Annotated in this window: 12 protein-coding genes and 2 tRNA genes; 12 read left to right on the top strand and 2 right to left on the bottom strand. The window is 68.6% G+C overall.

Annotated elements, in window-relative coordinates; all coding sequences use genetic code 11:
• From dnaA to ACU4ZT_RS00050, 10 genes are all read left to right on the top strand, one after another.
• Positions 1–1,434 (top strand): chromosomal replication initiator protein DnaA, encoded by a 1,434-nt coding sequence (gene dnaA, locus ACU4ZT_RS00005; protein ID WP_063070919.1) that lies wholly within the window; start codon positions 1–3, stop codon positions 1,432–1,434.
• Positions 1,435–2,002: 568 nt separating this feature from the next.
• The gene (gene dnaN / locus ACU4ZT_RS00010; protein WP_063070918.1) at positions 2,003–3,154 is read left to right on the top strand and encodes a DNA polymerase III subunit beta; all 1,152 of its coding nucleotides are present in this window, start codon (positions 2,003–2,005) and stop codon (positions 3,152–3,154) included.
• A gap of 20 nt (positions 3,155–3,174) precedes the next feature.
• Entirely contained in the window at positions 3,175–4,062 is an 888-nt protein-coding gene (gene gnd, locus ACU4ZT_RS00015) for a phosphogluconate dehydrogenase (NAD(+)-dependent, decarboxylating) (RefSeq protein ID WP_063070917.1), read from the top strand.
• Between the two features lie 7 nt (positions 4,063–4,069).
• Positions 4,070–5,284, top strand: coding sequence for a DNA replication/repair protein RecF (recF, locus tag ACU4ZT_RS00020; RefSeq protein WP_063070916.1), 1,215 nt, complete (start codon positions 4,070–4,072; stop codon positions 5,282–5,284).
• Positions 5,281–5,793 carry a DciA family protein gene (locus ACU4ZT_RS00025; protein WP_063070915.1) on the top strand — a complete coding sequence of 171 codons (513 nt, stop codon included), beginning with the start codon at positions 5,281–5,283 and terminating at the stop codon, positions 5,791–5,793. Before recF ends, ACU4ZT_RS00025 begins: the two co-directional genes overlap by 4 nt.
• Before the next feature lie 188 nt (positions 5,794–5,981).
• The gene (gene gyrB, locus ACU4ZT_RS00030) at positions 5,982–8,027 is read left to right on the top strand and encodes a DNA topoisomerase (ATP-hydrolyzing) subunit B (RefSeq protein ID WP_254654472.1); all 2,046 of its coding nucleotides are present in this window, start codon (positions 5,982–5,984) and stop codon (positions 8,025–8,027) included.
• An 82-nt stretch (positions 8,028–8,109) separates the two neighbouring features.
• Positions 8,110–10,797: a DNA gyrase subunit A gene (gyrA, locus tag ACU4ZT_RS00035; RefSeq protein ID WP_254654471.1), complete on the top strand. Its 2,688-nt coding sequence runs from the start codon at positions 8,110–8,112 to the stop codon at positions 10,795–10,797.
• On the top strand, positions 10,790–11,197 hold the full coding sequence (locus tag ACU4ZT_RS00040; protein WP_063070914.1) for a DUF3566 domain-containing protein: 408 nt from the start codon (positions 10,790–10,792) through the stop codon (positions 11,195–11,197). The genes gyrA and ACU4ZT_RS00040 overlap by 8 nt, the downstream gene beginning before the upstream one ends.
• 48 nt (positions 11,198–11,245) lie before the next feature.
• Positions 11,246–11,322: transfer RNA gene (locus ACU4ZT_RS00045), tRNA-Ile, on the top strand.
• A gap of 80 nt (positions 11,323–11,402) precedes the next feature.
• A tRNA-Ala gene (locus ACU4ZT_RS00050) sits at positions 11,403–11,475 on the top strand.
• A 162-nt stretch (positions 11,476–11,637) separates the two neighbouring features.
• On the opposite strand, the gene ACU4ZT_RS00055 is transcribed toward ACU4ZT_RS00050, so the two are convergent.
• Positions 11,638–12,264 carry a hypothetical protein gene (locus ACU4ZT_RS00055; RefSeq protein ID WP_254654470.1) on the bottom strand — a complete coding sequence of 209 codons (627 nt, stop codon included), beginning with the start codon at positions 12,262–12,264 and terminating at the stop codon, positions 11,638–11,640.
• A gap of 122 nt (positions 12,265–12,386) precedes the next feature.
• On the opposite strand from ACU4ZT_RS00055, the gene ACU4ZT_RS00060 reads away from it, so the two are divergent.
• Both ACU4ZT_RS00060 and ACU4ZT_RS00065 read left to right on the top strand, forming a co-directional pair.
• A complete protein-coding gene (locus ACU4ZT_RS00060; RefSeq protein WP_414763844.1) occupies positions 12,387–12,926 on the top strand; it encodes a peptidylprolyl isomerase in 540 nt (179 codons plus the stop codon).
• Complete coding sequence (locus ACU4ZT_RS00065; protein WP_270980945.1) at positions 12,926–13,789, top strand: rhomboid family intramembrane serine protease; 864 nt, start codon at positions 12,926–12,928, stop codon at positions 13,787–13,789. The genes ACU4ZT_RS00060 and ACU4ZT_RS00065 overlap by 1 nt, the downstream gene beginning before the upstream one ends.
• 407 nt (positions 13,790–14,196) lie before the next feature.
• Here the strand turns inward: ACU4ZT_RS00065 and ACU4ZT_RS00070 are convergent, their stop codons facing one another.
• Positions 14,197–14,436: a cell division protein CrgA gene (locus tag ACU4ZT_RS00070; protein ID WP_015488825.1), complete on the bottom strand. Its 240-nt coding sequence runs from the start codon at positions 14,434–14,436 to the stop codon at positions 14,197–14,199.
• Between the last annotated feature and the right edge of the window lie 38 nt (positions 14,437–14,474).

A 14,474-nucleotide genomic window follows, 5' to 3' on the forward strand; every position in this document is an offset into this window, starting at 1 on the left:
ATGTCCGACCGCTCCGACCCGACGCACGCGATCTGGCAGAACGTGCTGGCCGCGCTCACCGCGGACGACCGCATCACCCCGCAGCTGCACGGCTTCATCAGCCTGGTCGAGCCCAAGGGCGTGATGACCGGCACCCTCTACCTCGAGGTGCCCAACGACCTCACCCGCGGGATGCTCGAGCAGCGCATCCGCGTCCCCCTCCTCAACGCCATCGGCTCGCTCGACGAGACGGCCGGGGTGAGCAACTTCGCGATCGTGGTCAACCCGGAGATCGCGCAGGACGCCTTCGCCCAGCATCCCGAACCGGCCACGGAGCAGCCGTACATCGAGACGCCCACCATCACGGCGCCGGCGGACAACCCGGGTCTGCCCGCCTCTCCCTCTCGAGGCGACTCGCGGCTCAACCCGAAGTACGGCTTCGACACGTTCGTCATCGGCGGATCCAACCGGTTCGCCCACGCCGCCGCGGTCGCTGTCGCCGAGGCCCCGGCCAAGGCGTACAACCCGCTCTTCATCTACGGCGACTCGGGTCTCGGCAAGACGCACCTCCTCCACGCCATCGGCCACTACGCCATCAGCCTCTACCCGGGCATCCGCGTGCGGTACGTCAGCTCCGAGGAGTTCACCAACGACTTCATCAACTCGATCGCCAACAACCGCTCGTCGCTGTTCCAGTCGCGCTACCGCGACAACGACATCCTGCTGATCGACGACATCCAGTTCCTCCAGGGCAAGGACTCCACCCAGGAGGCCTTCTTCCACACCTTCAACACGCTGCACGACCACAACAAGCAGGTGGTCATCACCAGCGACCTGCCGCCGAAGCACCTGACCGGCTTCGAGGACCGGATGCGGTCGCGGTTCGAGTGGGGCCTGATCACCGACGTGCAGGCGCCGGACCTGGAGACCCGCATCGCCATCCTCCGCAAGAAGGCGCAGAGCGAGAAGCTGCAGGTCCCGGACGACATCCTCGAGTACATGGCCACCAAGGTCACCTCGAACATCCGGGAGCTCGAGGGGACGCTCATCCGGGTCACGGCGTTCGCGAGCCTCAACAAGACGCCCGTCGACCTGTCGCTGGTGCAGACGGTGCTCAAGGACCTGATCACGCTGGACGAGGACAACGTCATCGCGCCGGTCGACATCATCAACCACACCGCGGCCTACTTCAAGCTCACGGTCGACGACCTGTACGGATCGTCCCGCTCGCAGGCCGTGGCCACCGCCCGCCAGATCGCCATGTACCTGTGTCGCGAGCTCACGAACCTGTCGCTGCCCAAGATCGGCCAGCTGTTCGGCAACCGCGACCACACCACGGTCATGTACGCGAACAAGAAGATCACCGAGCTCATGAAGGAGCGGCGGTCCATCTACAACCAGGTCACCGAGCTGACGAGCCGCATCAAGCAGAACCACCGCTACGGCAAGATGTGACGCCGTGCCGCCGCCTCCGCGTCGAGGTGGCGGCTTGACGAGCGCGTACGAGGGGTCGGACCGTGAGGTCCGGCCCCTTCTTCGCGCGCTCTTCAGCGGACTGTCCAGCGCCTTCGTCCGTCTCCAGACGGCGTGAACGAGCTCCGTCGAGGGAAGCAGGGACGCCTTCCTCGGACCGATCGACGTGTTCCCGACCTCCCGATGCGGTCGAAGAGCCGTTCCCCACAGTGTGTACAGGGTGTGGATAACTGTGGAGAACCGCCGTCCGCGATGTGGGTTCGACCGACCGGCCTGTGGAACCGGCGATCGCGTCGCGGCGACGATCCGCCGAGTCCCCAGGCGGCTCCACACCCGTCCCACAACTTCCAGACGTGTAGTTCCCTCTCAACCGCGGGGTCTCCGGGAGTTGTCCACAGATTCCACAGCGGTTAAGACTATTGATCCTTAAACCCTTCATTGGATGTCGCCCAAGAACCTCAGGGTGTGGATGGACCTCGGGGCGCTGGCCCCCTCGTCGGCACGGCTAGCATTGACCGACAAATCTTCCGCTCATCGAGGGGTCCACAACGTGAAGTTCCAAGTCAACAGGGACGTCTTCAGCGAGGCGGTGTCCTTCGCCGTCAAGCTCCTGCCGCAGCGCACGACCCTCCCGATCCTGAGCGGTGTGCTGATCGAGGCGACCGAGGACGGGCTGACGCTGTCGTCGTTCGACTACGAGGTGTCGGCGCGCACGCAGATCCAGGCGGACATCGAGGAAGCCGGTCGTGTGCTCGTCTCCGGCCGACTGCTCGCCGACATCGCGAACCGCCTCCCGAACGCCCCTGTGCGCTTCACCACCGACGAGTCGAAGATCACCGTCTCGTGCGGATCCGCGCACTTCACGCTGCTGAGCATGCCCGTCGAGGAGTACCCGACGCTGCCGCAGATCTCCGAGCAGTCGGGGCTCCTGCCGGCGGAGCAGTTCGCGGCCGCCGTGTCCCAGGTCGCCGTCGCCGCCTCCCGCGACGACGTGACCCCGGTGATCACCGGCGTGCAGCTCGAGGTGGGGGAGACGAGCCTCGGCCTCATCGCCACCGACCGCTACCGCGTGGCGGTGCGCGAGATCGACTGGGACGGCGGCGACTCGACCACGGACGGCACCAGCCGCACCGCGCTCGTCCCGGCCCGGACGCTGCAGGAGATCGGCAAGACCTTCGGCCACAGCGGCACCATCTCCGTGGCCATCACGGACACGGACGACCGCCAGCTCATCGCGTTCAGCGCCGACAGGAAGACCGTCACGTCGCTGCTGATCCGCGGCAACTTCCCGCCGGTCAAGCGCCTGTTCCCCGAGACGGTCGACAACTACGCCGTCATCAACACCGCCGACCTCATCGAGGCGACGCGACGCGTCCAGCTCGTCCTCGAGCGCGAGGCGGCGCTCCGCTTCACCTTCACCATCGACGGCCTCACCCTGGAGGCCATCGGCTCCGAGCACGCGCAGGCATCGGAGAGCATCGACGCCCTCCTCACCGGCGTGGACACCGTGGTCTCGCTCAAGCCGCAGTTCCTGCTGGACGGCCTCGGCGCCGTCCACTCCGAGTTCGTCCGCCTCTCGTTCACGAAGACGGACAACCCGAACAAGCCCGGTCCCGTGCTGATCACGAGTCAGTCGTCCAAGGACCAGGCTGGGGCAGACAACTACCGGTACCTGCTGCAGCCCAACCTGCTGCTGCGCTAGACCGCGACCAAGGAGAGAACATGCACATCGGACTCGTCGGACTCGGCAAGATGGGCGCTCGCATGCGCGCGCGCCTCGAGAAGAACGGCATCGAGGTGACCGGGTACGACACCAACCCGGACGTCTCGGACGTGGCCACGCTCCAGGAGCTCGCGGACGCGCTTCCCGCTCCGCGCCTGGTCTGGGTCATGGTGCCGGCCGGCAAGGTCACGCAGAACGTGGTCGGCGACCTCGCCCGGATCCTCGAGCCCGGCGACCTGGTCATCGACGGCGGCAACTCCAAGTTCACCGACGACTTCGCCCACGCCGGCCTCCTCAAGGAGCAGGGCATCGACTTCGTCGACGCCGGCGTCTCCGGCGGCGTGTGGGGTCTCGAGAACGGCTACGGCCTGATGGTCGGAGGCCCGGCCGAGCAGGTCCAGCGCGCGATGCCCGTCTTCGACGCGCTGCGTCCCGAGGGCCCTCGCGAGGAGGGCTTCGTCCACGTGGGCGACTCCGGCGCGGGCCACTACGCGAAGATGGTCCACAACGGCATCGAGTACGCGATGATGCAGTCGTTCGCCGAGGGCTACGAGCTCCTCGCGGCGCGCAAGGACATCATCAAGGACGTCACGGGCACGTTCGAGGCATGGCAGCGCGGCACCGTCGTGCGCTCCTGGCTGCTCGAGCTCCTGGTCAAGGCGCTCAAGGAGGACCCGGGCTTCGAGGACATCGAGGGCTTCGTGCAGGACTCGGGCGAGGGCCGCTGGACCATCGAGGAGGCGCTCGACAACGCCGTCCCGATGCCCGCGATCAGCGCGTCGATCTTCGCGCGCTTCTCCTCCCGCCAGGAGGACTCCCCGGCCATGAAGGCCGTCGCGGCGCTGCGCAACCAGTTCGGCGGCCACTCGGTGCAGAAGAAGTCCTGACCACCGGATGATCGTCCGTCACCTCTCCCTGGGTGACTTCCGCAACTACACCCGCGCGGACGTCGAGCTCCAGCCCGGTGCGACCCTCTTCGTGGGGAGCAACGGGCAGGGCAAGACGAACCTGGTGGAGGCGCTGGGCTTCCTGAGCACGCTCGGGTCGCACCGCGTCTCCACCGATCAGGCGCTCATCCGCCAGGGTGCGGAGTCCGCGGTGATCCGGGCCCTCCTCCAGCACGCGGGACGCGAGCTGCGGGTGGAGGTGCAGATCAACCGATCGGGAGCGAACCGGGCGCAGGTCAACAGCACGCCGACGAAGCCGCGGGAGCTCCCGCGGTACTTCTCGAGCGTGCTGTTCGCGCCGGAGGACCTCGCGCTCGTGCGCGGCGATCCGTCCGGCCGTCGGCGCCTCCTCGACCAGCTGCTCGTGCTGCGCGCACCCCGGCTCGCCGGCGTGCTGTCGGACTACGACCGGGCGCTCAAGCAGCGCAACACGCTGCTGAAGTCCGCACGGGCGCGCGGCATGAAGGCCGACCAGCTCGGCACGCTCGACATCTGGGACGAGCGGCTCGTCGCCATCGGCTCGCAGATCATCGCGGCACGCGGCGCGCTGGTCGAGGCGCTCCAGCCCGAGCTGGCACGGGCATACCTGGCCGTGGCGGGATCCGACCACGGCCCGTCGGCGCGCCCGGAGCTGAGCATCCTGGCCGACGACCCGGGCGAGGACGACGTCGCCGACGAGACCGGGGCGCGCGACGGCGGCCGCTTCACGCGGACGGAGGACGTCGTGCCGGTGTTCACCTCGGCCATCGCCCGGATGCGCCCGCGGGAGCTCGAGCGGGGTCTCACGCTGGTGGGCCCGCATAGAGACGATGTCCTGTTCCGCCTCAACGGGTTACCCGCGAAGGGCTATGCCAGCCACGGGGAGTCGTGGTCGTTCGCGCTGGCGGTCAAGCTGGCGTCGGCGGAGCTGCTGCGGCGGGACTCGCAGACGGGCGACCCCGTCCTGATCCTCGACGACGTGTTCGCCGAGCTCGACCAGGCGCGGCGCGGCCGTCTGGCGGAGGCGGTCACCGGGTTCGAGCAGGTCCTCATCACCGCCGCGGTGTTCGAGGACGTGCCCGCGCACCTCGCCGCGAACGCCGTGCACATCCGCGCGGGGGAGATCGTCGACGCACCCGGATCCGCGCCCGCGGACACCGACGCGACCGGGGGACCGGCGTGATCCCCCGCGCGGCCGACGGCGGGCCGCTCCCGGAGTCGGAGGCCGTCGCGGTCTACCGCCGCTTCCGCCGCGTGTTCGGGGACGCCTCCGTACGCTCGCCGTCCGCGCGGAAGCGCCGCGAGCAGAAGGCCGGCAGCTCCCCGTTCCAGCCCGGCCGGGATCCGGACTCGCTCGGGAACGTCATGGACTCGCTCACCTCGCGGATGGGCTGGACGTCGTCGCTCTCGCAGGCCGAGCTCATGGCGGCGTGGACGACCATCGCCGGCGAGGAGACCGCCGTGCACTCCTCTCCCGTCGGGATCGAGGACGGCCTCCTCACTGTCGAGTGCGAGTCCACGGCGTGGGCGACGCAGCTCCGGCTGATGCGCGTGGAGATCACGACGCGCATCGCGGAGCGCTTCCCCGACGCGGGCATCCGGTCGATCCGCTTTCAGGGGCCGAACGCCCCGTCCTGGAAAAAGGGCCCCAGGTCGATCCCAGGGCGGGGCCCGCGCGATACCTACGGCTAGGGAGGCGAATCAGGTCACCCCCGGCGCGAAAAGGCGTCAGACGGCCGGATAGGCGGTGCGAAGCGTACTCCTGCGATAGAATGAGGGGTCGCCCGCAGCCAAGGGACGACGGTCCCCGGATCACCTCGTGATCCGCGCGCGTCCGCCGTCGGGCAGGGGCGCGTCGACGCGGCAGGAGCCACCACTTCATGACATCGGATGCCTCACAGGACCTCCCCGACGACTCCACCCCGGACGAGGTGGAGGTCGAGGAGACGCACAACGACTCCGACCACATCACCCGCCAGCAGGTGAGCAACGACTACGGCGCCAACGAGATCCAGGTGCTCGAGGGCCTCGAGGCCGTGCGCAAGCGACCCGGCATGTACATCGGGTCGACCGGTCCGCGCGGTCTCCACCACCTGGTGAGCGAGATCGTCGACAACTCCGTCGACGAGGCCCTCGCCGGGTTCGCCAGCGACATCCAGATCACGATGCGCAAGGACGGCGGCATCCGCGTCGTCGACGATGGCCGCGGCATCCCCGTCGACATCCACCCGGTCGAGGGCATCTCCACCGTCGAGCTCGTGCTCACCAAGCTGCACGCCGGCGGCAAGTTCGGCGGCGGCGGATACGCGGTCTCCGGCGGTCTGCACGGCGTCGGCAGCTCCGTGGTGAACGCCCTGTCGGAGCGCCTCGACGTCGAGGTCCGCCGTCAGGGCGCCGTCTGGCGCCAGAGCTTCACCATCGGCGTGCCGGACGCGCCGCTGGAGAAGGGCGAGGGATCCACCGAGACCGGCACCACCATCACCTTCTGGCCGAGCCGCGAGATCTTCGAGACCGTCGAGTTCGACTTCGACACCCTCCGCGCGCGCTTCCAGCAGATGGCGTTCCTCAACAAGGGGCTCGCCCTCACGCTGCACGACGAGCGCGAGGTCGACGGCGCCGAGCACCGCACCGAGAAGTTCCTCTACGAGCGCGGCCTCGTCGACTACGTCGAGCACCTCGTGAAGGCGAAGAAGACCGAGGTCGTCAACGCCGACGTCATCGCGTTCGAGTCCGAGGACACAGTCAAGAAGATCAGCCTCGAGGTCGCGATGCAGTGGACCACCTCCTACACGGAGAGCGTCCACACCTACGCCAACACCATCAACACCCACGAGGGCGGCACGCACGAGGAGGGGTTCCGTGCGGCGCTCACCACCCTCGTCAACCGCTACGCGCGTGAGAACAAGCTGCTCCGCGAGAAGGACGAGAACCTCACGGGCGACGACGTCCGCGAGGGCCTCACCGCCGTCATCTCGGTGAAGCTCGGCGAGCCGCAGTTCGAGGGCCAGACGAAGACGAAGCTCGGCAACACGGAGGCGAAGGCCTACGTGCAGCGCATCGTGGGGCAGCAGCTCGGCGACTGGCTCGAGAAGAACCCGGCGCAGGCGAAGGACATCATCCGCAAGGGGATGCAGGCCTCGCAGGCGCGGCTGGCCGCCCGCAAGGCACGCGAGCAGACCCGGCGCAAGGGGCTGCTCGAGTCGGGCGGCATGCCCGGCAAGCTCAAGGACTGCCAGAGCAAGGACCCGGCGCTGTCGGAGGTGTTCCTCGTCGAGGGCGACTCGGCCGGCGGATCCGCGGTGCAGGGGCGCAACCCCACGACGCAGGCGATCCTGCCGCTGCGGGGCAAGATCCTCAACGTGGAGAAGGCCCGCCTCGACCGCGCGCTGCAGAACAACGAGGTGCAGTCGATGATCACCGCGTTCGGCGCGGGCATCGGCGAGGACTTCGACGCCGAGAAGGTCAGGTACCACAAGATCGTGCTGATGGCCGACGCCGACGTCGACGGCCAGCACATCACGACCCTCCTGCTCACCCTGCTCTTCCGGTACATGCGGCCGCTCATCGAGCTCGGCTACGTGTACCTCGCGCAGCCGCCGCTGTACCGGCTCAAGTGGTCGAACGCCGAGCACCAGTACGTCTACACGGACGCGGAGCGCGACGCGCTGCTCGCGCACGGGCAGGCGAACGGCAAGCGGATCCCGAAGGACAACGGCATCCAGCGCTACAAGGGCCTCGGCGAGATGGACTACAAGGAGCTGTGGGAGACCACCATGGACCCGGCCACCCGCACGCTCATGCAGGTCACGCTCGACGACGCCGCCGGCGCCGACGAGGTCTTCTCGACGCTGATGGGCGAGGACGTCGAGTCCCGCCGCAGCTTCATCCAGCGCAACGCCAAGGACGTCAGGTTCCTCGACATCTGATCGACGCGGCGGCGGCGGGGCTCAGCGCCCGCCGCCGCCCGGCACCGACTCCACGATCCATCGACATCTGAACGGGACCTCCATGGCCGACGACACCACTCCGGACGACGAGCAGGGCACGGGCGCGACCCCGGACGACGCGCAGGCGCCGTCGACCGACGACGCCCTGCCCCAGGAGGGCGTGACGCCGGCGTCCTCCGCCGCCGCCGCGTCCGACTCGCTGCCCGGCGCCATCATCGACCCCGACGCCACGGTGGTCGTGACGCACGACCGCATCGAGCAGGTCGACCTCCAGCTCGAGATGCAGCGCTCGTTCCTCGACTACGCGATGAGCGTGATCGTGCAGCGCGCGCTCCCCGAGGTGCGCGACGGCCTGAAGCCCGTGCACCGCCGGGTGATCTACGCGATGTACGACGGCGGCTACCGGCCCGACCGCTCCTTCTTCAAGTCGGCCCGCGTCGTCGGCGAGGTGATGGGCCAGTTCCACCCGCACGGCGACTCCTCCATCTACGACGCGCTCGTCCGCCTCGTCCAGCCGTGGAGCCTGCGCTACCCGCTCGCGCTCGGCCAGGGCAACTTCGGCTCCGCCGGCAACGACGGCGCCGCGGCCCCCCGGTACACCGAGACCAAGATGGCGCCCCTCGCCATGGAGATGGTCCGGGACATCACCGAGGACACGGTCGACTTCCAGGACAACTACGACGGCCGCACGCTCGAGCCGAAGATCCTCCCGTCGCGCTTCCCGAACCTGCTGGTCAACGGATCCGTGGGCATCGCGGTCGGCATGGCCACGAACATCCCGCCGCACAACCTCCGCGAGGTCGCGTCGGGTGCCCAGTGGCTGCTCGCCAACCCGGACGCGAACCGGGAGGAGCTCCTCGAGGCGCTCCTCGAGCGGATCAAGGGCCCCGACTTCCCGACAGGCGCCCAGGTGCTCGGCACCAAGGGCATCATCGACGCGTACCGCACGGGCCGCGGCTCCATCACGATGCGCGCGGTCGTCGCCGTCGAGGAGATCCAGGGCCGCGTGTGCCTCGTGGTCACCGAGCTCCCGTACCAGGTCAACCCCGACAACCTCGCGATCAAGATCGCCGAGCTCGTGAAGGACGGCAAGCTCGGCGGCGTCGCCGACATCCGCGACGAGACGTCCGGCCGCACCGGCCAGCGCCTCGTCATCGTCCTGAAGCGCGACGCGGTCGCGAAGGTCGTGCTGAACAACCTCTACAAGCACACGCAGCTCCAGGAGAACTTCGGCGCGAACATGCTCGCGATCGTCGACGGCATCCCGCGCACGCTCGCGCTCGACGGCTTCATCTCCGCGTGGGTGGACCACCAGGTCGACGTCATCGTGCGCCGCACGCAGTTCCGCCTCAACGAGGCCGAGGCGCGCGCCCACATCCTGCGCGGCTACCTCAAGGCGCTCGACGCGCTCGACGACGTCATCGCCCTCATCCGCCGGTCTGAGACGGTCGAGGTCGCGCGCAGCGGGCTGATGAAGCTGCTCGACATCGACGAGCTGCAGGCCAACGCCATCCTCGAGATGCAGCTCCGCCGGCTGGCCGCGCTCGAGCGCCAGAAGATCCAGGACCAGGCGGCCGAGCTCGAGGAGCGCATCGCCGAGTACAAGCACATCCTGGCGACGCCGTCCGTGCAGCGGGAGATCATCAGCACCGAGCTGCAGGAGATCACCGACAAGTACGGTGACGACCGGCGCACGGAGATCATGCTCGGCTTCGACGGCGACATGAGCATGGAGGACCTCATCCCCGAGGAGGAGATGGTGGTCACCGTCACGCGTGGCGGGTACATCAAGCGCACGCGCATCGACAACTACCGCAGCCAGCACCGTGGCGGCAAGGGCGTGCGCGGCGCGCAGCTCCGCGCGGACGACGTGGTCGAGCACTTCTTCGTCACCACCACGCACCACTGGCTCCTCTTCCTCACGGACAAGGGCCGGGTCTACCGGGCGAAGGCGTACGAGCTGCAGGAGGCCGGCCGCGACGCCAAGGGCCAGCACGTCGCCAACCTGCTCGCCATGCAGCCGGACGAGGAGATCCAGCAGGTCCTCGACATCCGCGACTACCAGGTCGCGCAGTACCTCGTGCTCGCCACCCGCGACGGGCTGATGAAGAAGACCGCGCTCACCGAGTACGACACCAACCGCACGGGCGGCATCATCGCGATCAACCTCCGCGACGGCGACGCCCTCGTGTCCGCCCTCCTCGTGAACGAGGACGACGACCTGCTGCTGGTCTCCCGCAAGGGGATGTCGCTGCGGTTCTCCGCCGACAACTCCGCGCTGCGTCCCATGGGGCGGTCGACCTCCGGTGTGAAGGGGATGACCTTCCGCGGCGACGACACGCTGCTCAGCGCCTCGGTCGTCGGACACCAGGGCTTCGTGTTCGTGGTCACCGAGGGCGGCTTCGCGAAGCGCACCGCCGCCGACCAGTACCGCGTCCAGAACCGTGGCGGCATGGGCATCAAGGTGGCGAAGCTGCAGGATGCCCGCGGCGACCTCGCGGGAGCCCTGATCGTGGGCGAGGAGGACGAGATCCTCGTCGTGCTCGCCAGCGGCAAGGTGGTACGCTCTGCCGTGGCCGAGGTCCCGGCGAAGGGCAGAGACACCATGGGTGTCGTGTTCGCCCGTTTCGCGGACGACGACAGGATCATCTCACTGGCCAAGAACTCCGAACGCAACCTGGTGGTCCCCGAAGCTGCGCCCGACGCGTCCGAGGGTACCGCTGCTGGGAAGGAAACCCCCGATGAGTAGTGTCGCCGAGAAGCTCGCGAAGAAGTCCTCGCGAGCGACCACCACCAAGCAGGTGCGTCTGAAGCTCGTGTACGTCGACTTCTGGTCGGCGCTGAAGCTCGCGTTCCTCTTCTCGGTGGTGCTCGGCATCATCACCGTCGTGGCCACGTTCCTCATCTACGTCGTGCTGCAGACCACCAACGTCTTCGGCACGGTCGACCAGCTCTTCCAGGAGGTGTCCGGATCCGCGGACTTCTCCCTCCAGCAGGTGTTCGGCCTGGGCCAGGTCCTCGGATTCGCCATCGTGGTGGCCGTGCTCAACATCGTCGTCGGCACCGTCCTCGGTGCCGTCGCCGCGCTGCTCTACAACCTCAGCGTGCGCATCACCGGCGGTGTCCTCGTCGGCTTCACCAACGCGTAGCCGATTGGGAGAAACGGGCAGGCGTACGGTAACGTAGTCCTGCCCGATGGGGATATAGCTCAGTTGGTTAGAGCGCTTCACTGATAATGAAGAGGTCCCAGGTTCAAATCCTGGTATCCCCACCAACACCCCCGGATCAGCACGATCCGGGGGCCTGGCGGGAATCGAGTCGGCCGAGGGCATCGCGATGCGGGTCTCGCCGTTCGGGGTCATAGCTCAATTGGTAGAGCGCCTGCTTTGCAAGCAGGAGGTCCGGGGTTCGATTCCCCGTGACTCCACATTCCGCCCGGATCCGGGCCCTCGCCTCCTCGCAGTCACGGCTCCATCCGGCTCGTGACGCCGGCGAGCCGGCGGTCGACCGGTGTCGAGACGACGCCCGCATGACGAAGGCCCGGCCACCTCTCGGTGGCCGGGCCTTCGTCGTGCTGTCGCCGCGCGGATCAGCTCGAGGGCTGGTCCTTCGCGGTGGTGGAGACGGCCTCGGGCTCGTCGTCGGCGATCCACAGGTCGTCGTCGGCACGGAACGTCTGGTACAGGGCGTAGCCGACGCCACCGACCACGACGACGCCCAGTGCGATGAGGGCGACTCCGCCGAAGCCGAGGCCCTTCTTCGCCGGTGCGACCTGGGGCACGTAGCGACCGACGTAGGAGCGGCCGTTGTCGACGTAGTGCTTCCCGAACTCCTGCGCCTTGGAGGAGACCTTGCCGGCCTTCTTCATGGCGTCCTTGACCTGCTTGCTGTTGCGGATGCCCTCGGTCGCGGCGACCGCGGATCCGGCGGCACCGGCGACGGCCGGGAGGACCGTGTGGGTGAAGCCCTTGTACGCGGAGTCGGCGGCGGCGCGCGCGCGCTCGGCGCCCGCCTCGTAGCCGGGACGGATGTGGTCGTCGACGCCGCGCTTGACGGCGGGGACGACGTGCTGGTCGGAGAGCCTGCGAGCCGTGTGCGCGGCCTCGGCCACGACGACGTTGGCCCGGTCGAGGACCTCGCGCTGCTCCTTGAGGACGGCGGCCGCGTGGGTGCGGAGCTTCGCCAACTCCTTCTTGTTCTTGCGTGACAGACCCAAGGGGACCTCCATCGGTGTGATATCGCCAGGAATCCCCAGTCTGGCACGGGTGCCTCTGCGGGCAAACACGGCGGACCCTGTGCGTCCGCCGAGTCCCAGCTCCGCCGTGAGACCATTGCTCCATGTCTGCGCACACTCACGTCGCCACCATGACGACCAACCACGGCACCATCGTCCTCAACCTCTTCGGGTCGCACGCGCCCCAGACCGTCGAGAACTTCGTCGGCCTCGCCTCCGGCGAGAAGGAGTGGACCCACCCCCAGACGGGCACGAAGTCGAACGACCCGCTGTACGACGGCGTCGTCTTCCACCGCATCATCAAGGACTTCATGCTCCAGGGCGGCGACCCGCTCGGCCAGGGCACCGGCGGTCCCGGCTACCAGTTCGACGACGAGATCAGCCGCGACCTCGACTTCTCCAAGCCGTACATCCTCGCCATGGCGAACGCCGGCACCCAGGGCGGCCGCGGCACCAACGGCTCGCAGTTCTTCATCACCACGGCGCCCACCACGTGGCTCCAGGGCAAGCACACCATCTTCGGCGAGGTCGCCGACGACGCGTCCAAGAAGGTCGTCGACGCGCTGAACGCCGTCGCGACCGACGGCCGCGACCGCCCCCGCGAGGACGTCGTGATCGAGAGCGTCACCGTCGAGAAGGTCTGATGACCGATTCACCCCGTACGGCGGCCGACCGCTGCTACCGGCACCCCGACCGGCAGAGCTTCGTGCTGTGCCAGCGATGCGGGCGGACCATCTGCCCGGAGTGCCAGACGCCGGCCGCCGTCGGGGTGATCTGCCCCGAGGACATGAAGGAGCAGCGTCGCACCGCTCCTCGTTCCCGGGCGCCGTTCGTCACGCGGATTACCCGGAGCTCGGGTCCCGTCGTGACCTACGCGATCATGGCCGTCTGCGCCGTGGTCTGGATCCTCCAGGTGCTGCCGATCCTCGGCGAGACCGTCACGCGGGCACTGTGGTTCGCGCCCGTCTACGGAAGCATGGCGTCGGGTGACTACGAACCCTGGCGCATGCTCACCAGCGCCTTCACGCACTCCTCGTCGAGCATCTTCCACATCCTGTTGAACATGCTGTCGGTGTTCGTCTTCGGCCGCGTCCTCGAGCCCATGCTCGGACGCGCCCGGTTCCTGGCCCTCTTCCTGATCTCCGCGCTCGGCGGATCCCTCGCCGTGGAGGTCATCGGCGCGACCATGGGGGAGCCCCTCCAGGCCGTGGTCGGGGCCTCGGGAGCGATCTTCGGGCTCATGGGCGGGTACTTCGTCCTCGCGCGCAAGCTCGGCGGCAACGTCGGCCCGCTCCTCGGCGTCATCGCGGTGAACCTCCTCCTCGGCTTCGTGATCCAGGGCGTCTCCTGGCAGGCCCACGTCGGCGGCCTCGTGACCGGCGCCGTGGTGGCTCTGGCGCTCCTCAGGACGCGCGACGCCCGTCGGCCGGGCATCCAGGTCGGATCGCTCGCCGGCCTGGCCGTGGCGATCGTGGCCGCCGCCGCGCTCTTCCCCGTCACGTTCTGAGGGTCTTCGTCCCGCCCTGCTTGAGCGGAGGGGTGCGGGCACCGCGCTGGCTCTGTCCGTCGGGCCTCGGCTCGACGCGTCCTGCTGCAGGGCCGCCGGATGGTTATCCACAGGCTCCTCCACAGTGGGGATAGTTACACGCGTGTCATTTCCCGAGCGCGGTGCGGGATCCGCTCTCGGGGACAGAGGAGCTCCGCGGCTCCGATCGCCCGTCCCGTGGGGCGCGCGCGGTAACCGCCACGGCCGGTGGGCCCGCACGAGCGCTTCCGATGCGTTGTCCACATGTGGGGACGGTTGTGCACAGAGCAGCTGTGGACAACGACGTGGGAGGACGGCCGAGGCGGCAGCACGAGAAGAGCCCGCCGCCATCCGGAGATGGCGACGGGCTCGTCAGGGGGCGGGAGCGGTCAGCGCCACCTGGTGGTCATGAGGAAGCCGACCAGGATGAGGCCGAAGCCGATGAGGATGTTGCCGACGCCGAGGTCGGGGATGGGGAACGCGTTGAGGCTGACGTAGTACACGATGAGCCAGGCCAGGCCCACGAGCATGAAGCCGAACATGATGGGCTTGAACCACACCGGGTTCGGGGCGTCCTCATCCCGCACGCGTTCCTGGCGGGAGGGTCTCGTCGTCTTGTCGCGGGCCATGCGGAGATTCTAGCGGGATGCTCCTCCACCGGCCCCGG

The sequence above is a fragment of the Clavibacter davisi genome (assembly GCF_052751415.1).